We start from the raw sequence: 25661 nt of genomic DNA, 5'->3' as shown, positions 1-25661 counted from the left end.
CCTGCCCTCGAATATACCCCCGGGGGTACTTGTGTTACGGTCGAGAGCATACCCCCCGGGGTAATCATTCGCTGGAAGGGAGTACCACGTGTTCTTCGTCGACACGATCGAGGTGCCGGGGCTGGGCAACCGCAGCTATCTGGCGGGCGGTGAGCGGACGGCGGTGGTGGTCGACCCGCCGCGCGACATCGACCGGATGGTCGAGGCGGCGGCCCGTCGCGGGGTGCGGATCTCACACGTCGTCGAGACCCACCTCCACAACGACTACGTCACCGGCGGGCCGGAGCTGGCCCGGGTGACGGGCGCCGCCTACCTCGTGCCGGCCGGGGCCCGCGTCCGCTTCGAACGCGTGCCGGTGCACGACGGTGACCGCACGGACGTCGACACCGGCGCCGGCCTGGTGCTGCGCGCCCTGGCCACACCCGGTCACACCCCGCACCACACCTCCTACGTGCTGGAGGAGAACGGCACGGCGGTCGCCGTGTTCACCGGCGGTTCGCTGCTGATCGGCACCGTCGGGCGCCCGGACCTCGTCGAGCCGCGGCTGACGGAGCACCTCGCCCGGGCACAGCACGCCTCCGCGCACCGGCTCGCCGCCGAGCTGCCCGAGGAGACGGCGGTGCTCCCCACGCACGGCTTCGGCAGCTTCTGCTCGTCCACCCAGGCGGAGGGCTCCGGCACGACGATCGGCGAGGAGAAGGCGTCCAACGAGGCCCTCACCCGGGACGTGGACACCTTCGTCGCCGATCTGCTGACCGGCCTGGACGACATCCCCGCCTACTACACGCACATGGGGCCGGTCAACGCCACGGGTCCCGCGCCCGTCGACCTGACCCCGCCCGCCGTGGCCGACGCCGAGGAGATCGCCGCCCGGCTGGCCGCGGGGGAGTGGGTCGTGGACCTGCGCAACCGCGTCGCCTTCGCCGAAGGACACGTCTCCGGCTCGTTCAACTTCGAGGCCGAGGGGCAGCTCGCCACCTATCTCGCCTGGCTGATCCCGTGGGGCAAGCCGGTCACGCTGCTCGCCGAGTCGCCCGACCAGCTCGCCGCCGCCCAGCGCGAGCTGGTGCGGGTGGGCATCGACCGCCCGGCCGCCGCTGCCACCGGCGGTCCGGCCGACTGGGTGCGCGAGGGCGAGGAGCCGGCCTCCTTCCCGCGGGCGACCTTCGCCGACCTCGCCGACCGCCGCCCGGCCGACGGCGTCGTCGTCCTCGACGTCCGGCGCGACGCGGAGCGGGCGGGCGGATACGTCGAGGGCTCGGTGCACATTCCGGTCCACACCCTGCACCGCCGCCTCGACGAGGTCCCCGATGGCGAGGTGTGGGTGCACTGCGCGGGAGGCATGCGTGCCGCCATCGCCGCGTCCCTCCTCGATGCCGCGGGCCGCGATGTCGTGGCCGTGGACGACTCCTTCGACGCGGCCGGGCGGGCCGGGCTCGCCGTCCGCGGCGTCTGACGGCACCGAACCGCACCGAACCGCACCGGACGGCGCGGGCGCCGCGGGCCGTGCCGCCCCTCCGGGCCGGCACGAGGAACAGAAGCAAGGAACCGACATGAACATCTTCCGACGGGGCCGGAGCGTCCCGGGCCGCGTGACCGTGCGGGAGGCGGCCGCGCGCACCGGTCATGGGAGCGCGGAAGCGGGCACCGACGCCGTGCTGCTCGATGTCCGCGAAGCCCGCGAACGGCGGGCGGGGCACGCTCCCCGAGCCGTCCACCTGCCGCTGCCCGCACTGGCCGCGGGGGCCGGGCTGACCGCGGACACGCAGGCGCGACCCCTGGTCGTGATCTGCCGTTCGGGCAGCCGGTCCCGGCAGGTCGCCGAACTGCTCGCGGCCCGGGGAGCACAGGCCGTGGACGTGATCGGCGGCATGAGGGAACGGGCCGGGGCGGGACTGCCGGTGGTGGACTCGCGCGGCAGGAACGGCACCGTCACGTGAGCGCTCTCGTCCTCGCCCTGACCGCCGGGGCCGTGGTCGGCCTGGCGCTCGGCGCGCTCGGGGGCGGTGGCAGTGTGCTGGCCGTCCCCGCCCTGATCTACCTGCTCGGCTTCACCCCGGTGGCGGCCACCACCGCGAGCCTGGTCATCGTCGTGTTCACCTCGGTCACCGCGTTGTCCGCGCACGCCCGCGACGGCCATGTGCGCTGGCGTACGGGACTGCTGTTCGCGGCGGCCGGGATCGGCCCGGCGATGCTGGGCGGCGCGCTCGCCGGGCGCCTGCCGGAGGCAGCGCTGACGGCGGCGTTCGCCGGGGTGGCGGCAGCGGCCGCACTCCGCATGCTGCGGACCCGGCCGCTCGCGGACACCGCCGCGCCGGTGCGGCCGGGCCGCGCGGCGGCCGCCGGGGCCGGGCTCGGCGCCGTCACCGGCGTCCTCGGTGTCGGCGGCGGCTTCCTCGCCGTACCGGCGCTGGTGGGTGTGCTCGGCCTGCGCATGCGCGACGCGGTGGGCACCAGTCTGCTGGTCATCACGGTCAACTCCCTGGCCACGCTGGTGATGCGCGCAGGTACGGTCGACCGGCTGGACTGGGCGGTCGTCGGCCCCTTCATCGGGGCGGCGATCCTCGGTGCCTGGGACGGGAAACGGCTGGCCGCGAAGGCCTCCGGGCGCGTGCTCCAGCGGATCTTCGCCGTGGCGCTGCTGGCCGTGGCCGCCTTCATGCTGATCGACGCGGTGACGTGATGCGCCGCATCCCACGAACCGCCCGTACGAGCCCTCACGCCAGGGACAGGAACAGCTTCTCCAACCGGGCGCGCATCTGCTCGGCGTCCTCGCCGTCGCCGCGGCCGGACTCGATGTCGACCACGCACTGCTGCAGTCCCGTGGCGATGATCGCGAACCCGGCCCGGTCCAGCGCGCGGGAGGCGGCGGCGAGCTGCATGACGACCTCCTCGCAGTCGCGCCCCTCCTCGATCATCCGGATCACCCCGGAGATCTGGCCCTGCGCCCGGCGCAGCCGGTTCAGCACGGCCTTCAGACCCGCACCCTCGAGCTCCAGCTCCACGACCACTCCTCCATGAATACCCCTAGGGGTACTGTACGTCCCGATTCGGGATCACGTCGAACACCAAGGATCACACCTGCCATGACCCGCCCCCTCACCCCCGTCGTCCTCGGCACCGACCAGGCCCGGACCCGACTCGACGAACTCACCGTCATCGATGTGCGCACGCCCGCCGAATACGCCTCCGGCCACCTGCCCGGCGCCCTGAACATCCCCCTGGACCACATCCGGCGCGCCCTGCCCGACATACGGAACGCCGCCGAGCGCGCGGAGGTGCTCGTCGTGTGCGCCTCGGGCGCCCGCTCCGAGACCGCCTGCGAACTGCTGGCCGAACAGGGCATCCCCACCGCCACGCTCGCCGGGGGCACCGGCGCCTGGGCGGCCGAGGGGCACGCCCTGGACCGCCCCGCCGCTTGCGACACCCGGGCCCGGTGGAGCATGGAACGCCAGGTCCGCTTCACGGCCGGCGCCGTGGTGCTCCTCGGCCTCCTGCTCGGCCTGCTCGTGCACCCGGCGTTCCAGCTCCTCTCGGCCGGCGTCGCCGGCGGTCTCGTCTTCTCCGCGCTCACCAACACCTGCGGCATGGCGGTCGTCCTCGCCAAGCTGCCCCACAACCGCCCCCGCGCGGCCGACCTCGACACCGTGCTCGCCGCCCTGCGCAGCCGCTGAACCCGGCCGGACCGGCACGTTCCGGGGCGCCCGCGCGGATGCCGCGGGCGCCCCGGGCATGCGTCGGGGCCTCGGCTTCGCGCGGTCGAGCCCGTTGCGATCTGCCGACGCGGGGTCTCCCTGCCGGCGGCTCGGCGGCTCGGCGGCCCGGGTCCTCCCGCTGAGTTCCCCGGGGCCCCGCGGCGGCGGAGCGCCGGGCCGGGCGTACGGCACGGTCCGGTCGGGGGCGGGCGTCAAGGCGGGGACGGGGGACGGAGGAGCTCCGGAAGGCCGCGGCGAGTTCGGACTGTGCCTCGGTGCCCGCCCCGCCGAAGAGGACGTCCGGGCGGCGCTCGGCAGACGGCCGGCTCAGAGGTGCCGACCTGACTGCGGATCACCGCCCACCGGGGCACGGTGCTCGGCCTCCGCCGCGTGGGCGAGGAGCAGGTCGGCCAGGCCCCGTGCCTCCTCGGCGGTGAGCGCCGCCCACACTCCCGGCTCTCCGCCCAGGTCGCGGCCCACGTCCAGGGTGACCCGGCTGATGGGCCGGTCCAGGGGGGCGAGCCGCAGGCACCGCACAGCGATCCTGCGTCCGCAGGAAGTCACCAGAGAACTCTCGTCGGCCGTCCGAAGCCGGTCACTCCGTGCCGTTGTCATCGGTCCCACGCTCCTCCGCAGGGTCGGTTCGCCCCTCACCGTCGCCCCGGCCGGTACACGGGGCCGGGCAGAGGAAGCAGCGCTGCGCCGACTCGGATTGTTCCCGCCCGCGGCCCACCCGGGCCTCCCTGTGAAGCGGCGGTACGCGCAGGCAGCCCGAGACGTCCGCGCGGCGATCGCGCGTCCGTCCTCGTCATCGACGGGGTCACCGCCGGTTTCGGCGCCGCTCCGGCCGGACCCGACCGCGGTACGCCCGGTTCCCCTTCGGCTGTCCCACGCCCTGACCGCGACGGTCCTCTCCCGAACCCCGCTCACCTTCCCGGTATCGACCGAAGGCAGCCCTCCCCACCCGCACCCGCCGCCGACCGGCCCGGCGACACCCCCGCGCCGCCGGCGCGGCCGGAGGGCCGGGCTCGGGGCCCGGCCCCCGGAATCGACTGTTGACACCTCATTGACGTCCTGGCCATGATGATACTCCGTAGTATGAAGCGGGAGTGAGATGAACTTCGAAGGTCAGGTCGCGGTGGTGACCGGTGCCGGTGGTGGGCTGGGACGGGCCCACGCCAGGGCCCTTGCCGAGCGCGGCGTCAAGGTGGTCGTCAACGACATGGGGTCGCCGGGCGGAGTGTCCACCGGCCGGAGCGCGGCGGCCCAGGTCGCCGCGGAGATCCGGGCCGCCGGTGGTGAGGCGTTCGCCCACCTCTGTGATGTCACGGACGCGGAAGCGGTCGAGGAGATGGTCGCCGAGACCATCGCGCGATGGGGCCGCGTCGACATCCTCATCAACAATGCCGGGATCCTGCGCGACAAGTCCTTCGCGAAGATTCAGTTGGACCACGTCCGCCAGGTCGTCGACGTGCACCTCATGGGCTCGATCCACTGCACCAAGGCGGTGTGGCCGCACATGGTGGAACAGGGCTACGGCAGAGTGCTGATGACCACGTCCGCATCCGGCATCTACGGCAACTTCGGCCAGTCCAACTACGGCGCGGCGAAGTCCGGCCTGGTCGGCCTGATGAACGTCCTCGCGATCGAGGGCGAGCGGAAGGGCATCCGTGTCAACGCGCTCGCCCCGACCGCGGCCACGCAGATGACCGAGGGCCTGATCGACGAGCGGATCCTCGGCCTGCTCACGCCCGAATCGATTGCTCCGGGAGCCCTGTTCCTCGTCAGCGAACAGGCCCCCACCAAGACCGTCCTCGCCGCCGGAGCCGGTGTCTTCGCCGTTGCGCAGATGAAGGAGTCCGCAGGGGTCTACCTCCCCGAGGGCGACCGCTCGCCGGAAACCATCGCCGAGCGGTGGACCGAGATCAGCGACATGAGCGATCCCGTGGTCACCGCGTCCGCGTTCGACCAGACGAAGCGGTATGCCGCCATGGCCGGCACCGAGACGGGAGCCGTGCCGTGAGGGAGGCCGTCATCGTGTCCACGGCCCGGACGCCGATCGGCAAGGCGTTCCGCGGCTCGTTCCACGACACCTCGGGCCAGCACCTGGCCGCCCACGCGATCACCGGCGCACTGCGGCGGGCGGGACTCGACGGACAGGAGGTCGAGGACGTCGTGTTCGGCTGCGCGATGCAGGAGGGCTCGACGGGGATGAACGTCGCTCGCCAGGGGGCGCTGCGGGCGGGTCTGCCGGTGACGGTTCCCGGAATGACCATCGACCGGCAGTGCGCGTCGGGTCTGATGGCGATCGCGACCGCGGCGAAGCAGGTCGTCACCGACGGGATGAACATCGTGATCGGCGGCGGGGTCGAATCCATCTCCCTCGTCCAGAACGAGCACCGGAACACCCACCGGGCCCTCGACCCGTGGCTGTCGCGGGAGAAGCCCTCGCTCTACCTGAGCATGCTGGAGACGGCGGAGATCGTGGCGGAGCGTTACGGCGTCAGCCGCGACGAGCAGGACGAGTTCGCCCTGCTGTCCCAGCGGCGGACGGCCGCCGCCCAGCAGGCGGGACTCTTCGACGAGGAGATCGTCGCCTTCTCCGGCCGACGAACGACCCCCGAGGCACCGGACGCCCCGGCGGCCGTCAGGGAGTTCACCCTGCGCGAGGACGAGGGAAGCCGCGCCTCAACCACACGAGATGCGCTGTCCCGTCTCCGGCCGGTGCTTCGCGACGGGAAGGCGTCCGCGACCTCCACCGTCACCGCCGGCAACGCCTCCCAGCTCTCCGACGGCGCCTCCGCCGCCGTCGTGATGGAGGCCCGCGAAGCCGCGAAGCGCGGACTCACCCCGCTCGGCGCCTACCGGGGGATCGCCGTCGCCGGCTGCGAGCCGGACGAAATGGGGGTCGGCCCCGTGCACGCCGTCCCCAAGCTGCTCGCCGAACACCGTCTCTCCGTGGACGACATCGACCTGTGGGAGCTCAACGAGGCCTTCGCTTCACAGGCCGTCCACTGCCGTGACCGCCTGGGCATCGATCCGGCCAAGCTCAATGTCAACGGCGGCGCCATCGCGGTCGGCCACCCCTACGGCATGACGGGGGCCCGCCTCGTCGGCCACGCCCTGCTCGAGGGCCGCCGGCGCGGTGCCCGGTACGCCGTCATCACCATGTGCGTCGGCGGAGGCATGGGCGCCGCCGGTCTCTTCGAGATCTTCTGACGATCACCGTCCGCCGACGCGACCGGCGCGCGGACTTCCTCCTTGGCACAGCGCGGATCCGGAACAGCGCGACTGCCGCTGCCGTACCGAGGCGACACCTCGCCACCACCCCGGGTGCGTTCCCCGCACGACACCAGTACCTCAACCCGTTGGAAGGGCTCCGATGGCTATCGATTCGGTTTCTTCGGCGGCGGACACGCTGCACGCGCGCGCCACTCGCAAGGCCATGGTCAGGCTCCTGCCGATCATGCTGGCCGCCTACTTCATGGCCTACATCGACCGCACCAACGTCGCGCTCGCCAAGACCCAGCTGCAGGCCGACGTCGGCCTCAGCGTCACCGCCTTCGGGCTGGGCGCCGGCATCTTCTTCGTCAGCTACGCCTTCCTGGAGGTGCCCGGCAGCCTGATCATGCACAGAGTCGGCCCAAGACGGTGGATCGCGCGGATCGCCCTCACCTGGGGCGCGCTCTCGGCGGCCATGATGTTCGTCCAGGGCGAGTGGTCGTTCTACGTGCTGCGCTTCTTCCTCGGCATGGCCGAGGCCGGCCTCTACCCGACCCTCATGTACATGGTCACCGTGTGGTTCTCCCAGAAGCACCGCGCCACCGTGGTCGGCTTCATCTACCTGGCCCCGACCGTCGCCCTGATCGTGGGCAACCCGATGGGCGGCGCGCTGATGGAGTTCGACACGGCTCTGGGGCTGCACGGATGGCAGTGGATGTTCCTGATCGAGGGCCTCGTGACCATGCTCGTCGGCGTCCTCGTCTGGTTCAGCCTGCCGGAGACCCCCCGCGACGCCTCCTGGCTGACGCCCGAGGAGGCGGAGATACTCTCCGCCCGTGCCGCCGGTGACGGCGCGGAGACCGGGAACCGCATCAAGGGCAACCTGAAGCAGGCCTTCGCCCGCCCCTTCATCGTCATCGTCGCGCTGATCTACCTGTTCAACCAGGTCACGAACGTCGGCATCGTCTTCAACATGCCGTCGATCGTCGAGGAGCTGAACATCCACGGCTCGTTCCTCATCGGCCTGGTGTCGGGAAGCTCCGGTATCGGGGCCACCGTCGGCGTGCTCCTCGTTCCCGTCGTGCACCGTCGTTTCGGCAACGAGGTGGCACTCATCGGGATCCTCGCTGCGTCGACGGCGGTGACGGCGGCGATCTTCCTGCTCTCGTCCTCCCCGGCGGCGCAGATCCTGCTGATCGCGGTGTCCATGGTCTTCGTGTTCGGCACGCTGCCGCTGTTCTGGTCCGTGGCCATGGCGCGGATGTCCGGACTGGTCGCCGCCGCCGGTCTCGCGTTCATCAACACGATCGGACTCCTCGGCGGATTCCTCGGCCCGTACGCCTTCGGCCTGGCCGAGGACGCGACCGGGAACCCCAGCGCGGGGCTCTATGTCGTCATCGCCTCCTCGGTCGTCGGCGTCCTGCTCACGCCTCTGCTCGCACGGGCCGTCCGCGGCGAGGACGCGACCGGGGCCGAGGCCCCGGTCCCCGTCTCGCGTTAGCCGCGCCCCTCCCGGAACAGACACGAAGGAAACGCACATGCACGGCCTCATGCAGGACCGCCCCTTGTCACTGCCGATGCTCATGGACGGCCTGGAGCACCGGTTCAGCCGCAAACACGTCACCACGACGCAGCCGAGCGGCACCGTGTCCACGTCCTACGGCGATGTCGCCGAGCGCGTCCGACGCCTCGCCGGAGTGCTGGATCACCTGGACGTCCCGGCCGGCGCCCGGGTGGGGAGTTTCGGATGGAACTCCCAGCGCCACCTGGAGCTGTACATGGCCGTGCCCTGCTCGGGGCGGGTCCTGCACACGGTCAACCACCGTCTCTTCACGGAGGACATCGCCTACATCGTCGACGACGCCGCGGACGACGTCCTCTTCGTCGACCGGTCGCTCCTCGACGTGGTGCACCCCCTGCTCGACACGTGCCCGAGCGTGCGGCACCTCGTCGTGATGGACGACGGCGCACCGACGGAGCTGCCGACCGACCCCCGGGTGCACGACTACGAGACCCTCCTGAGCGCCGCACGGCCGGTCGCGGCGTTCGAGAGCGTCGACGAACGCACCGCCGCCGCGCTGTGCTACACCTCGGGGACGACGGGCCGTCCCAAGGGAGTCCTCTACGACCACCGCTCGATCGTGCTGCACGCGATGACGTTGCTGATGGCGGACACCTTCGCCATCAGCGAGGACGACACGGTGATGCCGATCGTGCCCATGTTCCACGTCAACGCCTGGGGTCTTCCCTACGCCGCGCTGATGGCCGGAGCGAACCTGGTCATGCCCGGCCCGGTCATGTCACCGGAGCGCCTGGTGCGGGAGATGAAGGCGTGCCGGGTCACGTTCGCCGCCGCGGTGGCCACGGTCTGGCGCGGAATGCTGCCCCACCTCGGCGACGCCGACCTGAGCGCACTGCGGCGCGCCGTCAGCGGCGGGGGCGCGCTGCCCGTCTCGCTCTCCCGCGCCTTCCACGAGAAGACCGGGGTCCCGCTGGCGAGCTCGTGGGGGATGACCGAGACCAGCCCGCTGGTCTGCAGCGCGAGAGTACCCAGCGAAACGGCGCACTCCCTGACCGAGGACGACCGCATCACCGCACTGGCCGACCCCGGTCCGCCCACGGTGCTGTGCTCGCTGCGCCTGGTCGCCGACGACGGTTCCCCCGCGCCCCGCGACGGACGGCACCGAGGTGAGCTGCAGGTCGCCGGCCCGACCGTCGCGGCCGCCTATTTCGGCGGTTCCCCCCAGGCCTCGGCGTTCACCGAGGACGGCTGGTTGCGGACCGGCGACGTGGCCACCATCGACCCCCTCGGTGTCGTGCGCATCGTCGACCGGACCAAGGACCTCGTCAAGTCGGGAGGGGAGTGGATCTCGTCGGTCGAACTCGAGAACGAGATCATGGCGATGCCCGATGTCCTGGAGGCCGCGGTCATCGCGGTGCCCGACGACAAGTGGGGGGAGAGGCCGCTGGCCTGCGTGGTGCCGGTACCGGATTCGGGCCTCACCGCCGAGAGCGTCCGCCGGCATCTGTCCGGACGGGTGGCCAAGTGGTGGATCCCCGAGAAAGTGGTCCTGCTGGACGGTCTTCCCAAGACGGCGTCCGGAAAGTTCGCGAAAGCCGCACTGCGCCGGTCGATGACCACTGCGAGCGGCTGACGGGCAGCCACCGCACCGGGCGGCCCGTCGCGGACTCCACGACGGGCCGTCCGGTGCGGACACCGCGGCGGCAGAGCCTCAGCGAACCGGGTCGAGGAGCAGTCCTCCGACCACGATGTCCACGATCTCGTCGGCAAGTTGCCGCAACTCGTCCGACGACTGCCCCTCGATCCGGTGGAACCACATGTCGACGGCATTGAGACTGCACAGCAGCGTCCGGGCGGCCAGATTCGCGCGCACGGGACGCAGGGTGCCGTCGGCGATACCGTCCTTGACGACCTGAAGGAAAAGGTCCTCGTACTCCGCCCGCAGGACGTTCAGCGCGTCCAACGCCTTCCGCTGACGGGGTTTCAACGCGGTCGACGACTGCTCACGTACTCCGAGGTGCACCACATGGTGGTAGGCGAGGTTCGTCATCAGGTTCATCACGTGCTGGGTCGACATGGCGATGAGCCTCTCCCGCCCGCTCCCGGGAGCCTGGGCCATCGGCTCCACCTGTTCGCGGACGGTTCGCATGCCGTGCTCGTACGCGGCCAGGAAAATGTCGAACTTGGAGCGGAAGTGGTAGTAGATCAACCCTTTGGTGGCACCGACGCTGTCGGCGATGTCATCGATGGCGACGCCGAACCCCTGCTCCATGAAGGCCTCGGCCGCGGCATCCAGAATTCGGCGCTTGGCGTTGTCGGCCTCGACGCCGTCCGTGACTGCCATCCAGATCCTTCTCCCGTTCGGTACTGGTCCGGCGCATCGCGCACCGACGCACTCTTCGAGGAGCCGGAGCGCACCGATGATGATACTCCCTAGTATTTCAGGACGAGAAACAGACAGTGAGCCCGCGACCACCGGCGGCAGCGGACTCCTAGCGGGTTCTGCCCCTGAGCGGGTTCGACGTCTCCTTGCCCGATCCGGTGAGCAGGTGAAGGCGGCCGGGCCGACCGCGAACTCCGACGCGGCGGCCCGGAACAACAGCACAAGAACGATCCGTGCTCCGAAAGACGAAGTCACCTGGGAGGAGAAAGTCGCGAACCGGGAGGCCACGACGCGTCAACCGGTCGCCTGGGGTTCCGGCCGGTGACAGACCGGGCGGCGGAAACCCTCGCCCCCAGCCCCCTCGCCGGACCAGCCTGTTCGGCCGCCGTTCCAGCGGTACCCCGCCGGTGTGCGCCTGTGCCGGTGATCATGGCCTGCTGCCGCTGCCGCTGCCGCTGCCGCTGCCGCTGCCGCGGTCGGGACGTAAGCCGTGCCCGGTGCCGTTCTCGACGTCTCAGCGCCGACCACGCGCGAGTTCGTCGGTGATGTCCCGGACGGGAGCTATACGACTGCTGCACACGGAATTCGGCCCGCGCCTGATGACCGCGCACCTGTCGACGCAGGCGGGCCCGGCGTAGGCCGGTTGAAAACGGCCCGACGGCCTGTCGAGCCGGAATGGCGCGATGTGCGGTCCCGAGGGAACCGCACATCGCATGGTCGGCGGTGTGTCATCAGCGGTGGCCGTAGCCGCCCCGGCCGTTGTCGTGGTCGCCGCCGCGGCCGTTGTCGTGGTTGTTGTAGTCGTGGTGGCCGCCACGGTCGTAGTCGTGGTTGTTGAAGTCGTGGTGGCCGCCACGGCCGTAGTCGTGGTTGTCGTAGTCGTGGTAGCCGCCACGACCGTAGTCGTCGCAGTCGTTGCCCCACCAGTTGTCGTTGTCGCAGCGCTGGCTGTGACTGTAGCTCTGGGAGGAGGCCGAAGCGGTGCTTGCCGTACCGACGGCGACACCGCCGGCCATCAGCAGCCCTGCGGCGGACGCCGCGGCGAGGCGCCTCGCGCGTTGTGGTCGCATGGGAAATACCTTTCGCCCCATCGTCCCGCCCCCTGAAGGGAGCGTGGGAATGGATGGCCGCAGTCGCAAACGAAATTCGCGAGAGGGTCTTTGAGTGTCATCGAACGCCGTTCCGGTGCACGGGCTCGACCGCCGACGCCTCCAGGCCGCCCATCGGTACACGCGGGCGATCACTGTGGCCATGGTCCGCTCGGTCCGGGAACCGGTCGGCCGGGCACGCCGTGCTTACGGCATTCACTCTGTGAGCCTAGTCACACACTGGCGCATCGGCATCTTGGGAAACCCACCATGTTCGACCGTCACCGCAGGATCCGGACTACGCCCTCCTGGATCACCGGATCGGCGAGTCGGCCGTCACGTATGTGATCCGGCCGCGGCCCGGTAGCCGATGCCCCGCCCGAGCCCGGCGGCTGCGTCCGGTGGCGTCGTCGGGCGCCTCCGTGCGCCGGGGACCGCCGCTCGGGAGTCACTCCGGGGCCGTGTGAGCCGACGGGCCCCTGCCGCGACCCGAACCGGTTGTGCCGTCAACGGTGCTGCCCACGACTGGGGCCGGACGGGGAGTCGCTTCGTACGGCAGGCCCTTCCTCTTCTCCTCTTCGTGCGCTGTGATCGTCCGGCCACTGTGCGTTCTCGCTGAGGTGCCCTGGAGCCGCTTCGGACACGCCTACGGCTCGGGCTCGGACGTACCCGGGCTACTGGCCCGGGTGCGCTCCGCGGACGCCGAGGTGGCCCGGGGCGCGCTGCGGCGGTTGGGGGCAGTGTCGTCCACCAGGGAACAGTCGGCGCCGTTGCCCCGCTGACCGTGCCGTTCCTCCTGCGCGTCGCCGCCGACCCGTCGGCGCATCACCGCGCGGAAACGCCCGGCCTGGCCGCCGCGGCGGCACGGCGGGAGCACTGGGGACACGGCACGCGCACCACCTTCCTCCAAGTGGCCACGCAGGAGTTGCTCTGCGACTGCGGCGGCTACGCGATGAACTGGTCCGTCGAAGCGTCACGCAACGCCCTCATCACCGACACCGACCTGCTCCTCGCGCTCCTTGACGCCCCGGACCCCGAGCTCCGCTCCTCGGCCTGCTACGCCCTGTCCACCGCCACCGGTGAAGCCGCCCGCATCACGGACGTCCTCCACGCCCGCCTGACCGTCGAACAGGTCCCCGCAATCCGGGCGAGCCTCGTCCTGGCCATCGCCGAACTCGCCCGCGAGCACGACGACCCCCACGCCGCCGCCTGGGCCCACGCCCTTCGGACCGCCCCCGCGCAGCCCGCGGACATCCGGGTACCTGCCGCGCTCGCCTGGCTCTGCCTCGTGGACGACCCCGTCCCCGACGAGCTCCGTACGACGCTCGACGTCCTCGTCACCGACGACCTGGCCCACTTCCTCGCCGACGTCCCGTGGATCGCGCACGTCGACGACACCAAGGGCCTCGCCCGCACCCTCGACCAGATGTTGAACGACGCACAACCGGGCGTCCTCGCCCCCTGGAAGCCGGCCTCCTGTGTGACGCAGGCGCTCCGGCTTGCCCCTCGCTCACCGCGCCGCCCGGATCGGACGACACCGTGCACGGGGATGGCGGTCTTGTGACCAGTGCGAACGCGGGTGGGATGTGACGTTCACGCACGCCGGCTGCGCGTCGTCAGGGCCTTTGCTGGTGCGGCCGGTCTACGATCGCGCCGTGCCGAGGGTGACCGAAATGCTGAAGCGCCTGGTCATCGGGCGGGCCAAGCGCAGTGAGGAACTGAGCGAGACGCTGTTGCCCAAGCGGCTCGCTCTGCCGATCTTCGCGTCCGACCCGTTGTCCTCCGTGGCCTATGCCACGCAGGAGATCCTGCTGGTCCTCACCCTCGGTGGACTGGCCTATCTGCACTTCACGCCGTGGATCGGGGCCGCGGTCGTGGCGCTGATGGCGGTGGTGGTGCTCTCGTATCGCCAGGTCGTCAACTCCTATCCGAGCGGGGGCGGCTCCTACACGGTCGTCTCGACCAACCTCGGCCCCTCGGCGGGTCTGGTGGTAGGGGCCTCGCTGCTGGTCGACTACGTGATGACCGTGGCGGTATCGGTCGCCTCCGGAGTGGACAACATCATCTCGGCACTGCCCGCGCTGGCCGACCACCGCGTCCTGATGGCACTGGGCTTCGTGGCCCTGCTGACGGCGATGAACCTGCGGGGCGTGCGCGAGTCCGGCCGGTTGTTCGCCGCTCCCACGTACCTGTTCATCGGCGGAGTGCTGATCATGGTCGGCACGGGGCTGCTCCGCTACGTCCTGGGCGATGCCCCCGTCGCCGAGAGCGCCCGTTACGGCATCGTCCCCGAACAGGGCGACGCGGACCTGGCCGGGCTGGCCCTGGTCATGCTGGTACTGCGCGCGTTCTCCAGCGGCTGCACGGCACTGACGGGCGTGGAGGCGATCTCCAACGGCGTACCGGCCTTCCGCAAGCCCAAGTCGAAGAACGCCGCGAGCACCCTGGCCGCCATGGGCATCATCGCGGTCGTCATGTTCACCGGTGTCACCGCCCTCGCGATCGTCGCCGAGGTGCACATCACCAACGATTCCTGCCGGCTCACCGGACTGGCCGACTGCGGCGATCACACCCAGCGCACCGTCATCGCGCAGCTCGCCGCGGCTGTCTTCGGCGGGAGTACCAGTTTCGGGTTCTACTACATCCAGGCGACCACGGCCCTGATCCTGATCCTCGCCGCGAACACCGCCTACAACGGCTTCCCGTTGCTCTCCTCGATCCTCGCCGAGCACCGCTACCTTCCCCGCCAACTGCACAACCGCGGCGACCGGCTCGTCTTCTCCAACGGCATCATCGCCCTGGCCTGCGTCGCCGGACTCCTCCTCTACGGATTCAAGGCAAACGTCACCAGCCTGATCCACCTCTACATCCTCGGCGTCTTCACCTCCTTCACCCTCTCCCAGACCGGAATGATCCGGCACTGGAACCGCGCACTGCGCACCGAGACCGACCCCGTGTCGCGCCGCCGCCACCAACTGGCCCGCGCCATCAACACCACCGGTGCCGTCGTCACCGGCCTGGTCCTAGTGATCGTGCTGGCCACCAAATTCACCCAGGGCGCCTGGGTGGCCGTACTCGCCGCGGTCCTGCTGTGGCTGATGATGCGAGGCATCCACCGTCACTACGACCGGACCGCCGCGGAACTCGCGGTGACCGATCCGCGCCAGGAGAGCACGCCGCCGTCCCGGGTCCTCGCGATCGTGCTCGTCTCCACCCTCCACAAGCCGACCCTGCGGGCCCTCGCCTACGCCCGCGCCTTCCGGCCCGACAGTCTGGAGGCGGTCACCGTCGCAGTCGACCAGGAGTCACTGGCCGTCCTGCGCAAGCAGTGGAACGACTTCGACATCCAGGTGCCGTTGAAGATCCTCCGGTCCCCCTACCGCGAAATCACCAGACCGGCGGTGGAGTACGTACGCTCCATCCGCCGCGCCGGCCCCCACGACGTCGTCGCCGTCTTCGTCCCCGAATACGTCGTCGGCCACTGGTGGGAGAACCTCCTCCACAACCACTCCGCCCTCTGGCTCAAGAGCCGCCTGCTCTTCATCCCCGGCGTCACCGTGACCAGCGTCCCCTGGCAACTGTCCTCCGCCGTCCACGCCAAGCGACCGACCGCCCGCGCCCCCGGTTCCGTCCGCCGCGGCGAACCCCCCGACCGGGGGACCCGCCCCCGGGACGGCACTGCGTAGCCGTTGGCGCGTGCCCAGGAGCGGATCGTCGCGGTGCCGACGGGCTGGACGTCGCAGGGAGTTCTGGTTTCCAGAGGGCGGGGCGCGAGGGGGTGAAGCGGGCGGGGGCATCGAGAAGGCTGTGCGGGGACTGGGGGACCTGGATCCGCCCGCTGAGGACGGGAGTGAGGAAGGCGGTGAGGGGCCCGTCGTAGGTCTCCCAGCGGACGCCCACGGTCTGCTCGGGGGGGCGGGCCCAGCCGGGTGAGGGCGGCCAGGTCGGTCATGGGATTCCTTGACGTCGTCCGTGCGTGATGCGTCCGTCCCCCCGACAGCAGGTGTGCCGTGCGTCTGTCCGAAACAGACGCACAGGCCGAGGGCGAAGAGGGGCTTGGTCGGGTCCCACGCCGAGGAACCGAGGGACACGGCGAACTCGCGGGATGCCGTGCAAACCGCCCGGAACTCTGCCGTCCGGGAGGGTCAGAGGTCGGCGCAGATCCTGCGGGCCTTGGCCGGCTCCTTCTTCACCTCGGCGTCGACCTCGAAGACCTGGCGGTGACGGTTGTGCGCCCGGGTGATGGCTTTTGCGAGCGGTTCGTACGAGGAGGCGCCCGCGGCGGCGGCCGTGGCCAGGTCGAAGGCGCCCGCGAAGCGGTACAGCGCCTGCTCGCCCGCCTTGCCCTCCGTCGAGGACTTCGACTCGTCCACGCCGGCCAGCGCGTCGCACGCGCCCCGGGCATCGTCCCCGGCGCTGCCCCCTGAGTCCGACGCGCCACAGGACGAGCAGGGCGCGCAGGAGACGCGTTGCGCGAACGGGACCGGTGCGGAGCTTGGTGAGGGCCCGTCAGTTCTTGAGGTGGGCAAAGCCGTGCCCGACCGGCGCGCGCCCGACGGCAAGGACCCGGTCGGCGGTCTTCCGGGCGGGGTGAGCTGGTGGGTGCGGCTGGCCTGTTTCTGGTCCTCTGTCGTGAGCTGAGGATCTCCAGCGCCGTCAGTACGTCACCGTGATCCGCCGCGCGGGGCCGTCCACGCTGACCGTTCCGCCGTAAGGGATCACCAGTTGGGGATCGGTGTGCCCGAAGTCGACGTCGAACACCGCCATGGTGTGCGGGGCGTACGCCGTCAACGCGCGCAGCACCGCTTCGCGCTGCTCAGCGGCGTAGCGCAGCTTGTCCTCCGCTTTGTTCGGCTGCTGGAAGGACCACGCTTTGGCGCGGGCCATCAACAGGGCAGGGAAGCGCGCCAGCAGGCCCCGTTCTCCCATGTTGCGCAAGATCCGGAAGACCTCCTCCCCGCTCGGCAGCTCCTCCGACGTCTCCAGGAACAGCACGCCGCCCTCGTAGGCGGCGGGGTCGCGTGCGATCTCGCGGTCGGCCATCAGCAGCCATGACAGGATCTCCAGATTGCCGCCCCAGGCGCGGCCTTCGACGAGCCGGTCGGGCTGGTGCCAGATCCAGCCGTCGGCGGCCTGCGAGTCCGGTTCCCTGTCGAAGGTGGCCGGGTCGGCCCAGTCGCGGTCGGTGTCGCGGTAGCGCGTGGCGGGGCGGAGTTCGTACGGGCCCGAGGTGAACAGGGCCGCGCGTACCGAGTCGGCGGTCATGGGGTGGAGTGCGTAGGGACGGCCGAGCTCGGTCATCAGGCAGGCGCCGTGGTAGGCGACGATGCCCAGGTTGTGCAGGAGGACCAGCAGGTTGGTGTTGTCGCTCGTTCCGAAGAAGGGCTTGGGGTTGGCGCGGATCAGCTCGCGGTCCAGCAAAGGAAGCACGGTGATCTGGTCGTCGCCACCGATGCTGGCCATCACCGCCCTGACCGAGGGATCGGCGAACGCGGCGTGGATGTCGTCGGCGCGTTCCTTGGGCGTGGACCCCATTTTGCGAGTGGTCGGGTACTCCACCGGTTCGAGGCCGAAATCCTCACGCAGCCGCTGGAGCCCCAGCTCGTACGGAAGGGGGAAGAGCCCGGGCAATCCGGACGAGGGCGAGATGATCGCTATGCGGTCACCGGGCACGGGCTTGGGCGGATATGCAGGTGAGGTCATGACCGTCAGGCTAGAGGTCTGATCGACTACCGCTCATCTTCATTTCAGGCGGGGACTCTCCGTTCATCGACTTCCAGCAGGGACCGAAGTCATCCCCTGACGGGCGATCCACTTCGTGGACTGCCGACCACGGCCGGCGCGAGTACCCCGAAGGGCCGTCACGTCGGCCCTTCGACCTGAGTTTCCAGGTGGGCGGAGGCTCACTGCTGTGCACACCGGCCACTGACTCACCACAGCCAGGTCGGTGGTCGACGGGCGCAGCGTCGACGGTGCCGCCAGGCAGTGGTCCGCGAACAGTGCTTCCGGCGCCGCTCGTACGGCCGACCGGTCAGGTCCGCTTCACCCTCCACCGCGTGTCGGCGTGAGGCGGGAACGGTTCATCGATCACCGTGCACGGTGTGCAGCGGACACCGCATCCGGTCGAGTCCGGAGCGGCCGCAGCACCGCCAGCCCCTCCTCGAGGCCGACCTTCATGGCGAAGTCGAACCGGTCCACCTCCAAGCACAACCCCACATCGGCGGGGTGAGCACCGCGGCGTCGCCCGCCGCGCAGATCGTCCGCGGCCGGAGAGGTGTCGGCGCGGTGCAGATAGGGGCCGGAGTCGAGACGCTCCCCGGCCAGGAGCCGGTCCAGGTACTCCGCGCAGGCCAGGTCCTCAGCGGCACGGCCGTTCTCACCGGTGGCCACGAACGTCACCGAGTCGGCGCCGGCATCCGCCAGGGCCCGGACCGTCGCACCGGCCACGACGAAACTGGCGCACAGGGCCAATTTCGCCTCGACAACCGCCAGGGCCCCGACCGTTCCCGCAGTGGTCTTCTGGATCACGGTGCGGTCGGCCAAGTCGGCCTCCCGGATCAGGCCAGGGGAGTTGACCAGGTCGAACCCGCTGACCGGTGCCCCGTCCTTGAGCGCAAGCCAGCCCGGGTGACACGCCTTGATCGCCAGCGCCTCGTCCTCGTCGGCAGCGAGGACGATCTTGTCCGCCCCGCGGTGGAAAGCCCATGCGGCGGTGGTGAACGCCCGCATCACATCGATCACAACGGCCACCTGTTCGGTGCCGTCCACCTCGGGTATTCCGACTACTCGCGAGTCCATGCCGGGATGGTCGCAGCCCACTGAAGCGGTCCACAAGGCACGTCGACGCCCTCTCGGCGACTCGGGGTCCGCTGGGCTGCTACCCCGTGGGCACGCGCTCGAGTGTCGGGCGGATCAGCGGAAAGACCAGCGGCTCCTCGCCTGTGGTGTCCCAGACCGTCAGCACGTCGGAAAGAGCTCCGTCCATCAGATGTCGCCCCGTCCACACCGGCGGACGGCTTGGCTCGATGCCTTGGGGCAACAGCGGCCCCAGCCGGGCCCCCTGACTACCGGTAGGGTCACCACGACCCGCAGAACGTGACCCTTCCCGGCCGAGATCCGCTTCCGTCGCAGACCTGGGAGCATGTGCCGAAAACCGATCACGGGACCTGGCACTACGAGAGGGGTCATGTGGCTCGGTCGTGTGGTCGGGCGCCTGCGGCGAGGAGCATGGCGATCGTTTCGGGGTAAGGCCCGGTCATCGCCCATTCAAGTGGGGAACGGCCCATGCCGTGGTCTTCGCGGAGATCGGGGTCGGCGCCGTGGGTGAGGAGTGCACGCACCGTCTCGGCATGGCCCCAGCACGCGGCCGCGCACAGGGGTGTGCCTTCCGCGCCGCGTCCGCTCTCGGTGTTGGGCAGGGCTCCGGCTTCCAGCAGGCACAGGACGTTGCCGGTGGCTCCGTTGACCGATGCCGCGTAGAGAGGCGTGGTGCCCTCGGCGTTGCTTGTCTCCGGGCGGGCCCCGGCTCGCAGCAGAGCGTTGACATGGGTGCTGTTGCCGAACGTCGCCGCCTCGACGAGGCGCTTTGACAGTTTCTTCTGCCGTCGTCTGTTCACGATCGCTCAGGCTAGCCAGGAGGTGAGTGAAACGCCTGGTCGAGACCGCTCGTTGGGGGCTGCGACCGGGACGGTTGCCTCGTAACGGACCATGGATTCGTCGTCCCTGGTGGTCACGGCAGGGTGTCTTTTGAGGCGGCTGATGCCGTACTCGTCCGCGTGCCGGGCCTTGTGGTCCTCGGGGCCGAAGGTCAGCGGACGACCTCCGCGCGAGCCGCGTTTCTTGCGGTTGCGGGCCTGGCCGGCCTTCTCGGGATGGTGCGGCGGATGCCGCGCCGCCGCAGGTAGGCACGGTTCTCGCAGAAGGCGTACGCCTCATGGGCGCGTTGGCTGGTCGCTGGGCCGGTCCGGGCAGGAGTCGGCGAGACGTCCGGGCTGTGTGCAGCACCGGAAGTGCTTCGACAAGAGGGACGCTGTTCCGGCCCCTGCCGTAAGGCCGGTGTCTGCCGTGCAGCAGTTGCTGCAGGGGGCCGTGGTGCTGCGCGGGGTGCTGCGACTCAGCCGGAGGCGGCAGTCGGGCACCTGACGCCGCCTCCGCCTGTTACGGCCAGAGCCAACGGGCGAAAGTGATGAAGCCGACCACCCAGATGGCGAAGAACCCCAGCACCACCACAGCCACGCCGGCGCCGACGAGACGGTCGGCGACCGAGTTCCTGTCGTCTTCCGGTTCACCGTTGCGATCGAGGGGGATCGCGGCCCAGGCGACGGGCCGGCCGACGTGGTCGGAGCCGGCTTTTTGTACGGCCGCCAGTTGTTGGGCTGCGAATGCGGTGCCGGCCAGGGACTCGGGTCCGCGCCAGGCCAGTGCCCGCATCCGCCGCAGCGGCGTGGAGTATCGCTCCTCGAAGGCGTACGTCTCCGCGGGGTCCCGATCCGCTTCGAGGTACATCCATCGGCCGGCTTCTGCGGGCTCGCCGTACAGCCGGTAGACCTCGCCCAGGCGGCGCCTCAACGACAGGTCCTGAGGGAAGGAGGCCACCAGGCCGCGCAGACGCTGCCGCGCCATGGGTATCCGCCCCGCAGCGAGGTCTGCCTCCACACGCGCGAGGGTGTCCATGAGAGTCATGGCTGCATGATCCCTCACGGAACGTTCCAGCCATCCCCGATGCACGAGCCGGTGCCTTCCAGGAGCAGTTCCTCCAGCGTCGTTCGATCGGGTGGCAGGTTTGTCGCTCCACAAAGCCGCCGAGCGAGACCACTCGACTCGACTTGTTTTCACAAAGCTACAAGTGACTCCCGGTCTCGCTGCTCGGACGGCCTCTCCTCCACCCTGACGGAAACAGGTTGATCCATGCACGGTCCGCGCGTGTCCCCGGACAAGGATGAGGTCTTCACCCCGGGTGCATACAGCACTCACGTTTCCGCAGGTCAGCACGTTGCGCTCATCCGGTTTTCAGAGGCGTGATGACCCCGACGGCTCGCGCCGCACCCTCCCCTCGCTGCATGCGCGAGCCTCGTAGGGCAGTCGCTCGGAGGGCCGAGCCTGGCCGTGTTTCAGCAGGTCGCGGGGTGCGGTCCCGGAGCTCCGGGGATTGCGCGGCGGAGTCGTGAGCTCCCTCAAGCGCACCGGCTGTCGTCTGCTTCCGCCCGGTGGACGGCCGGGGCCTTGCCGGGGGCGTCGCTCGCGTCGTGGGGCAGGCCGATGGCGAGGAGCGCGATGTCGTCGTCGAGGTGCCCTGCGGCGTACCGGTACAGGTCGGCGAGCAGGGCGTCCAGCACGCGGTCCGGGTCCGGAGGGAGGGGGCGGGACAACCGCGGGGCCGGGTCGTAGAAGACTCCCCGGTGGTCGCGGGCCTCGACGACACCATCGGTGAACAGCACCAGGACCGCCCCCTCGGGCAGGGCGTACCGGTCCACCGGGACGTCCGGGCCACCGAGGTCGGCCAGGCCCAGCGGCAGCGAGGGCACACCCGGCTCCAGTGGACGGGCCCGGCCATGGTGGAGCAGCAGTGGCGCCGGGTGCCCCCGATTGACCACGTGCAGGGTCGAGCCATCGGTGGAGAGTTCGGCGATGACGGCGGTGACGAACCTCTCGGCTTCCCGTCCGTTCTCGGCGGCGTTGGTCTCATGGATCCGCTCCTCCAGGCAGCGGACCACACCGGGCAGGTCCGGGATGCGGAGGGTGGCCTCGTGGAAGGTGCCGAGCAGCGCGTTGACGGTTCGGATCGCGCCCAGGCCCTTGCCCAGGACGTCGGCGATCATCAGCCGGATGCCGTAGGGAGTGGAGTGGATCGCGTATAGATCGCCCCCGATGGCGGCCTCCCGCGCGGCGGCCTCGTAACGGGCGGCCACAGCCAGTGGCCCGATTCGCCCGGGCGGGGAAGGGAGTACGGCGCGCTGGACGGCTTCGGCGACCTCACGGGCGGTCTTCAGCTGCTGCCGCTCACGGGCCAGCAGCCGGTTGACGACCGCGGCCAGGAAGGTCAGGGTGACGAAGGTGGAGAACGGGAAGACGTCATCGATGCTGAACGGCGTCCGGCCTTTCACCAGGGGCAGGACCACCGCGGCGAGGAGGGCCGCCCCTCCGGTGGCGATCGTCCCGGTCAGGGAGAACCAGGGCGCGACCAGCACGGGAGCGGCCGCCAACAGGATGAATACCCTCACACCTCGCGGGGCGAGGAGGTCGAGGACGAATACGCCGAGGATCAGCGCGGCGGGCAGCCATCGGAACCACCGTCTCTCGCGGGGCGGTGACGCGCGGGTGGGTCCCATTCTCCTGCGCTCCGGGGTGTTCCTGGACAGAATCCGGGTTTCAGTCTCTGCCGCATCCCCGACCACGGCGACCGGAGCACCACGGTCGGCGGAGCCCTGGACGATCAGCTCGTCATTCAGACCGTGTCCCATGTGGTGAGGCGGGCGAGCCGCCTGTAGCGGCACAGGGCAGCGGCGAGGCCGAGAAACGTCGGGTGGTGGGGAACGCGTCTCGTGCAGCGATCACCGGGTACCGGAGGACCGCGGGCCTGCCGGCCGGTGTGATCGCTGAACTCGCCGCCCGGATGGGCCCGTTGTGACACAGACAGCACCAGGTCGGGCCCCGGCCCCGGAAGCGGGCCGTGGGCGCCGACGGGAAGACGGACCTCATCGACGGCACCGAGATCCGGGCCCGGCGCCCGGCCGCAGGGCACGCGGACGCGCGGTTGACCCCACCGCATCGCAAGTCCAAGAAGAACGCCTCCGACCGGCACGAGGAGATGCACGAAAGGCAGTGCCAGGCGCATTCCTCGCTGCGCGTCCGGGTCGAGCACGGCATCGCCCACCTGGAGAACTGGCGGGCACCCGCTCGCCTCCTCGGCCGCCGCGAACACACCGGCGATACCGTCCAGACCGGTCGACGGCCGGCTGTCCCACCAGCAGACCGCGGACTCGGTCCCGGCACGACAAAGGCGAACACCGAAGCCCACCGCACCCGCGACGCCTCACCGCCGACCACGCACGAACTTGTCAGGCAGAAGTCGGGTGGGTCGTCGTGAGCGCATCCGGCTGTGTGGTGTGACGGGCTGGAGCGGTGAGGGCGGGATGCAGTCGTCGTGTGGTCGAGGGAAGGTGCTGCCCGCTTCCAGAACCGACGCTGGGAGGGCGGACGGCGTTCCTGGAGGCGGGGGGCGCGGTGCCGGCGCTGTACGCCCCCTTTCCCAGCCCCCGACGCCCGACCCCTGCCCCCTGACCTGGGCCCGGCGGTGCCCGCGTCGGAGCTGCGCAACCGGTCGGTGGTCACGCAGAACGGCCTGTCCGAGCCGCCGGAGTGCCTGAACGGTTGACTTGCGCCGGAGCGCGCTCCCGGTCGTAGCGTCACGGACACCGCGGCGCACGAAGTCCGTGTCGCCCGGTGACTCCCACGGGATGCCGAACGGGGGAATCCGTCGCTAGATGGATGAGGGGCTTCGTGCCGTCCGAACGATGAACGAGTGTGCAGGGAGAGGCTGGGACACGGTATGCAGAAGCGCAGTCTGCGGGACCTCCAGGTGTCGGCCATCGGCTTGGGGTGCATGGGCATGTCCGCCTTCTACGGCTCCACCGATCAAGAGGAGGGGGTCGCGACCATCCGGCACGCCCTCGACCTCGGGGTGAACTTTCTCGACACCGCGCAGATGTACGGACCCCTCACCAACGAGTCGCTCGTCGGCGAGGCGATCCGCGGGCATCGTGACAAGTACGTGATCGCGACGAAGTTCAACTACCGGATGGACAACGCCGTACCCGGCGACATGAGCACGGTCGGCCCGCAGGACGGCTCGGCCGAGCACGTCCGGAGCTCGATCCACGGCTCCCTGGAGCGTCTGGGGACCGACCACATCGACCTGTACTACCAGCATCGGGTCGATCCGAACGTACCCATCGAGGAGACGGTCGGCGCGCTGGGCGAGCTGGTGGCCGAGGGCAAGGCGCGGTACATCGGCCTGAGCGAGGCGAGCGCGGAGACCATCCGACGCGCCCACGCCGTGCACCCGATCACCGCGGTGCAGAGCGAGTACTCGCTGTGGTCACGGGACGTGGAGGCCGAGGTGCTGCCCGTCTGCCGGGAGCTGGGCATCGGCTTCGTGCCGTACTCGCCGCTCGGCCGCGGCTTCCTCGCCGGGCGGTTCACCTCGCCGGACGAGCTGGACGCGAACGACTGGCGCCGTGAGAACCCGCGCTTTCAGGACGCCAACCTGGAGGCGAACCTGCGGCTGGCGGCAAAGGTGAAGGAGATCGCCGCCGAGAAGGACGTGACTCCGGCCCAGCTGGCCATCGCCTGGGTGCTGGCCCAAGGCGAGAACCTGGTGCCGATCCCGGGCACCAAGCGCCGCACCTACCTGGAACAGAACGCCGCCGCGGTCGACATCGCGCTGACCGAGGACGACCTGGCCCGCATCGACGCGGAGCTGCCCGAGGCGGCGGGGGAGCGGTATGACGAGGCAGGAATGCGAACCATCAATCGCTAGAACCATCAATCGCTAGCCGGAGCCGGCAGCAGCTGCCGGGTCCTGCCATCCCGTACTCAGGGGCGGTTACCGCGAATCGGGTGAGTCGTGGGCGGACCTGATGCGCGACTGCGCCCGCCGCGGGGCACACACCCCCGTGTCGGCTCTTTTCCTGTTCGAGATGTCGACAACCGAACTCTTCGACCTGCGTTTTCATGGCTGTACGGCGGAATCACCATGCGCTGGTCGCCCCGGGCCCCCAGGGGCGGCCGCGCTGCCCCGGACAGCGGTGGGCGCTGGCACGGCCTGCTCGCCGATGTGAGGGTGGGCACGAAACACCTCACGTCAGAGGGGAACCGCAAGTGATCATCAGCATTGTCGGGGCTGGGAACATGGCCCGGGCCATCGGTACACGGGTGTTGTCGGGCGGCCATTCGCTCCGGTTGCATGATCGGAACCCGGGCAAGGCGGAAGGGCTGGCCACCTCCCTGTCCGAGGCGGTGAGCGGGGCAGACGTCCAGGCGAGCGACGCGGAAGGCGCGGCAGCCGCGGATGTAGTGGTGCTCGCCCTTCCTTATCCCGCTGGACGCGAAGTGGCCGCCTCCCTCGGTGCCGCGCTGTCCGGCAAAGTCGTGGTCGACATCTCCAACCCCGTGGATTTCAGCACCTTCGACTCGCTGGTCGTACCGCCCGGCACCTCGGCGGCCGAGGAGATCGCCGCGGTCGTACCGGACGCACGTCTCGTCAAGGCCTTCAACACCACCTTCGCCGGCCCGCTGGCCTCCGGCGAGGTGGCCGGTCGGCCCCTGGATGTCTTCATCGCGGGTGACGACGACGCAGCCAGGGAGGCCGTGGCCTCAGTCGTCACCTCGGCAGGCCTGCGCCCCCTGGATGTCGGACCGCTGCGCCGGGCACGGGAACTCGAAGCGTTCCAGTTCCTTCACATGGCCAGCCAGGAGCGGCTCGGCCTCGGCTGGTCCAGTGGCATTGCCATCCTTCCCTGACGAGTTCGTGCGTGGTCGGTGGTGAGGCGTCGGGGGTGCGGTGGGGTTCGGCGTTCACCTCTGCCGTGCCGGGAGCAGTCCCCGGTCTGCTGGTGGGGCAGTCGGCCCGCGGCCGGCCCGGACGGTGTCGCTCGTGTACGACGTCGCGGAGGAAAACGGACTGCCTCGAATCGTGAGGGGCGTCGTGCCCGGGGCGAAGGATCTCGCCGAAGCGGTGCGTGAGCACGGAC

24 protein-coding genes and 1 pseudogene are annotated in these 25661 nt (G+C 70.5%); 13 read left to right on the top strand and 12 right to left on the bottom strand.

The annotated features are described in order from the left end of the window. The first annotated feature begins 88 nt into the window (after positions 1–88). The 3 genes from CP969_RS04010 (at position 89) to CP969_RS04000 (ending at position 2683) form a co-directional block, all read left to right on the top strand. On the top strand, positions 89–1456 hold the full coding sequence (locus CP969_RS04010) for an MBL fold metallo-hydrolase (RefSeq protein ID WP_016827795.1): 1368 nt from the start codon (positions 89–91) through the stop codon (positions 1454–1456). 97 nt (positions 1457–1553) lie between these two features. Next, the gene (locus CP969_RS04005; RefSeq protein ID WP_016827796.1) at positions 1554–1940 is read left to right on the top strand and encodes a rhodanese-like domain-containing protein; all 387 of its coding nucleotides are present in this window, start codon (positions 1554–1556) and stop codon (positions 1938–1940) included. Then, on the top strand, positions 1937–2683 hold the full coding sequence (locus tag CP969_RS04000; RefSeq protein ID WP_016827797.1) for a sulfite exporter TauE/SafE family protein: 747 nt from the start codon (positions 1937–1939) through the stop codon (positions 2681–2683). The genes CP969_RS04005 and CP969_RS04000 overlap by 4 nt, the downstream gene beginning before the upstream one ends. Positions 2684–2717: 34 nt before the next feature. Here CP969_RS04000 and CP969_RS03995 read toward each other — a convergent pair whose 3' ends face one another. Further along, positions 2718–3005 (bottom strand): metal-sensitive transcriptional regulator, encoded by a 288-nt coding sequence (locus tag CP969_RS03995; RefSeq protein ID WP_016827798.1) that lies wholly within the window; start codon positions 3003–3005, stop codon positions 2718–2720. An 81-nt stretch (positions 3006–3086) separates the two neighbouring features. Here CP969_RS03995 and CP969_RS03990 point away from each other — a divergent pair, with 81 nt between their 5' ends. After that, on the top strand, positions 3087–3674 hold the full coding sequence (locus CP969_RS03990; RefSeq protein WP_016827799.1) for a rhodanese-like domain-containing protein: 588 nt from the start codon (positions 3087–3089) through the stop codon (positions 3672–3674). A 348-nt stretch (positions 3675–4022) separates the two neighbouring features. Here CP969_RS03990 and CP969_RS03985 read toward each other — a convergent pair whose 3' ends face one another. Next, positions 4023–4259: a hypothetical protein gene (locus CP969_RS03985; RefSeq protein WP_026085443.1), complete on the bottom strand. Its 237-nt coding sequence runs from the start codon at positions 4257–4259 to the stop codon at positions 4023–4025. Between the two features lie 550 nt (positions 4260–4809). Here CP969_RS03985 and CP969_RS03980 point away from each other — a divergent pair. From CP969_RS03980 to CP969_RS03965, 4 genes are all read left to right on the top strand, one after another. Next, on the top strand, positions 4810–5718 hold the full coding sequence (locus tag CP969_RS03980) for an SDR family NAD(P)-dependent oxidoreductase (protein ID WP_016827801.1): 909 nt from the start codon (positions 4810–4812) through the stop codon (positions 5716–5718). Further along, positions 5715–6914, top strand: coding sequence for an acetyl-CoA C-acyltransferase (locus tag CP969_RS03975; RefSeq protein WP_016827802.1), 1200 nt, complete (start codon positions 5715–5717; stop codon positions 6912–6914). Before CP969_RS03980 ends, CP969_RS03975 begins: the two co-directional genes overlap by 4 nt. 163 nt (positions 6915–7077) lie before the next feature. Then, the gene (locus tag CP969_RS03970; RefSeq protein WP_026085444.1) at positions 7078–8418 is read left to right on the top strand and encodes an MFS transporter; all 1341 of its coding nucleotides are present in this window, start codon (positions 7078–7080) and stop codon (positions 8416–8418) included. 37 nt (positions 8419–8455) lie between these two features. Next, positions 8456–10072, top strand: coding sequence for a long-chain fatty acid--CoA ligase (locus tag CP969_RS03965; protein ID WP_016827804.1), 1617 nt, complete (start codon positions 8456–8458; stop codon positions 10070–10072). 78 nt (positions 10073–10150) lie between these two features. Here CP969_RS03965 and CP969_RS03960 read toward each other — a convergent pair whose 3' ends face one another. The 3 genes from CP969_RS03960 to CP969_RS03945 all read right to left on the bottom strand — a co-directional run bounded on the left by CP969_RS03960 (position 10151) and on the right by CP969_RS03945 (position 12796). Next, positions 10151–10783, bottom strand: coding sequence for a TetR/AcrR family transcriptional regulator (locus tag CP969_RS03960; protein ID WP_004992549.1), 633 nt, complete (start codon positions 10781–10783; stop codon positions 10151–10153). A 770-nt stretch (positions 10784–11553) separates the two neighbouring features. Continuing rightward, entirely contained in the window at positions 11554–11892 is a 339-nt protein-coding gene (locus CP969_RS33140) for a hypothetical protein (protein ID WP_191093693.1), read from the bottom strand. 664 nt (positions 11893–12556) lie between these two features. Beyond that, a complete protein-coding gene (locus tag CP969_RS03945) occupies positions 12557–12796 on the bottom strand; it encodes a hypothetical protein (protein ID WP_150474892.1) in 240 nt (79 codons plus the stop codon). 24 nt (positions 12797–12820) lie between these two features. On the opposite strand from CP969_RS03945, the gene CP969_RS03940 reads away from it, so the two are divergent. Together CP969_RS03940 and CP969_RS03935 are read left to right on the top strand one after the other, a co-directional pair. Then, positions 12821–13474: a hypothetical protein gene (locus tag CP969_RS03940; RefSeq protein ID WP_223887049.1), complete on the top strand. Its 654-nt coding sequence runs from the start codon at positions 12821–12823 to the stop codon at positions 13472–13474. A gap of 109 nt (positions 13475–13583) precedes the next feature. Then, positions 13584–15596 (top strand): APC family permease, encoded by a 2013-nt coding sequence (locus tag CP969_RS03935; RefSeq protein WP_016827807.1) that lies wholly within the window; start codon positions 13584–13586, stop codon positions 15594–15596. Here CP969_RS03935 and CP969_RS34735 read toward each other — a convergent pair. The 7 genes and pseudogenes from CP969_RS34735 to CP969_RS03890 form a co-directional block, all read right to left on the bottom strand. Continuing rightward, positions 15593–15862, bottom strand: a pseudogene (locus CP969_RS34735) (hypothetical protein); the annotation flags it as partial. The gene CP969_RS03935 and the pseudogene CP969_RS34735 sit on opposite strands and share 4 nt — an antisense overlap. Before the next feature lie 193 nt (positions 15863–16055). Beyond that, entirely contained in the window at positions 16056–16283 is a 228-nt protein-coding gene (locus CP969_RS03925; protein ID WP_016827808.1) for a hypothetical protein, read from the bottom strand. 283 nt (positions 16284–16566) lie between these two features. Continuing rightward, entirely contained in the window at positions 16567–17613 is a 1047-nt protein-coding gene (locus tag CP969_RS03915; RefSeq protein WP_026085446.1) for a S66 family peptidase, read from the bottom strand. A 384-nt stretch (positions 17614–17997) separates the two neighbouring features. Then, positions 17998–18708: a 2-phosphosulfolactate phosphatase gene (locus tag CP969_RS03910; RefSeq protein ID WP_026085447.1), complete on the bottom strand. Its 711-nt coding sequence runs from the start codon at positions 18706–18708 to the stop codon at positions 17998–18000. Positions 18709–19094: 386 nt separating this feature from the next. Beyond that, positions 19095–19526, bottom strand: a complete 432-nt coding sequence (locus tag CP969_RS03905; RefSeq protein ID WP_078495464.1) for an ankyrin repeat domain-containing protein — start codon at positions 19524–19526, stop codon at positions 19095–19097. Between the two features lie 541 nt (positions 19527–20067). Continuing rightward, on the bottom strand, positions 20068–20592 hold the full coding sequence (locus tag CP969_RS03895; protein WP_016827813.1) for a DUF6584 family protein: 525 nt from the start codon (positions 20590–20592) through the stop codon (positions 20068–20070). Between the two features lie 491 nt (positions 20593–21083). Continuing rightward, the gene (locus tag CP969_RS03890; RefSeq protein ID WP_016827814.1) at positions 21084–22238 is read right to left on the bottom strand and encodes a PP2C family protein-serine/threonine phosphatase; all 1155 of its coding nucleotides are present in this window, start codon (positions 22236–22238) and stop codon (positions 21084–21086) included. A gap of 341 nt (positions 22239–22579) precedes the next feature. On the opposite strand from CP969_RS03890, the gene CP969_RS03885 reads away from it, so the two are divergent. The 3 genes from CP969_RS03885 (at position 22580) to CP969_RS03875 (ending at position 25431) form a co-directional block, all read left to right on the top strand. Continuing rightward, a complete protein-coding gene (locus CP969_RS03885) occupies positions 22580–22996 on the top strand; it encodes a hypothetical protein (RefSeq protein ID WP_026085449.1) in 417 nt (138 codons plus the stop codon). Between the two features lie 462 nt (positions 22997–23458). Next, on the top strand, positions 23459–24448 hold the full coding sequence (locus tag CP969_RS03880) for an aldo/keto reductase (RefSeq protein WP_016827815.1): 990 nt from the start codon (positions 23459–23461) through the stop codon (positions 24446–24448). 341 nt (positions 24449–24789) lie between these two features. After that, a complete protein-coding gene (locus tag CP969_RS03875; RefSeq protein ID WP_004992580.1) occupies positions 24790–25431 on the top strand; it encodes an NADPH-dependent F420 reductase in 642 nt (213 codons plus the stop codon). The last annotated feature ends 230 nt before the right edge of the window (positions 25432–25661 follow it).

This window comes from Streptomyces viridosporus T7A, assembly GCF_008704515.1.
Taxonomy (GTDB): domain Bacteria; phylum Actinomycetota; class Actinomycetes; order Streptomycetales; family Streptomycetaceae; genus Streptomyces; species Streptomyces viridosporus.
This window is presented reverse-complemented; position numbering and strand designations above follow the sequence as displayed.

Excerpts from the sequence above, each read along its gene's own strand:
- CP969_RS33140 (WP_191093693.1), bottom strand. The coding sequence starts at position 11,892 with ATGCGACCACAACGCGCGAGGCGCCTCGCCGCGGCGTCCGCCGCAGGG.
- CP969_RS03990 (WP_016827799.1), top strand. The coding sequence starts at position 3,087 with ATGACCCGCCCCCTCACCCCCGTCGTCCTCGGCACCGACCAGGCCCGG.
- CP969_RS03970 (WP_026085444.1), top strand. The coding sequence starts at position 7,078 with ATGGCTATCGATTCGGTTTCTTCGGCGGCGGACACGCTGCACGCGCGC.
- CP969_RS03965 (WP_016827804.1), top strand. The coding sequence starts at position 8,456 with ATGCACGGCCTCATGCAGGACCGCCCCTTGTCACTGCCGATGCTCATG.
- CP969_RS03895 (WP_016827813.1), bottom strand. The coding sequence starts at position 20,592 with ATGACTCTCATGGACACCCTCGCGCGTGTGGAGGCAGACCTCGCTGCG.
- CP969_RS03915 (WP_026085446.1), bottom strand. The coding sequence starts at position 17,613 with ATGACCTCACCTGCATATCCGCCCAAGCCCGTGCCCGGTGACCGCATA.
- CP969_RS03980 (WP_016827801.1), top strand. The coding sequence starts at position 4,810 with ATGAACTTCGAAGGTCAGGTCGCGGTGGTGACCGGTGCCGGTGGTGGG.
- CP969_RS03880 (WP_016827815.1), top strand. The coding sequence starts at position 23,459 with ATGCAGAAGCGCAGTCTGCGGGACCTCCAGGTGTCGGCCATCGGCTTG.
- CP969_RS03960 (WP_004992549.1), bottom strand. The coding sequence starts at position 10,783 with ATGGCAGTCACGGACGGCGTCGAGGCCGACAACGCCAAGCGCCGAATT.
- CP969_RS03890 (WP_016827814.1), bottom strand. The coding sequence starts at position 22,238 with ATGGGACCCACCCGCGCGTCACCGCCCCGCGAGAGACGGTGGTTCCGA.
- CP969_RS03935 (WP_016827807.1), top strand. The coding sequence starts at position 13,584 with ATGCTGAAGCGCCTGGTCATCGGGCGGGCCAAGCGCAGTGAGGAACTG.
- CP969_RS03910 (WP_026085447.1), bottom strand. The coding sequence starts at position 18,708 with ATGGACTCGCGAGTAGTCGGAATACCCGAGGTGGACGGCACCGAACAG.
- CP969_RS04005 (WP_016827796.1), top strand. The coding sequence starts at position 1,554 with ATGAACATCTTCCGACGGGGCCGGAGCGTCCCGGGCCGCGTGACCGTG.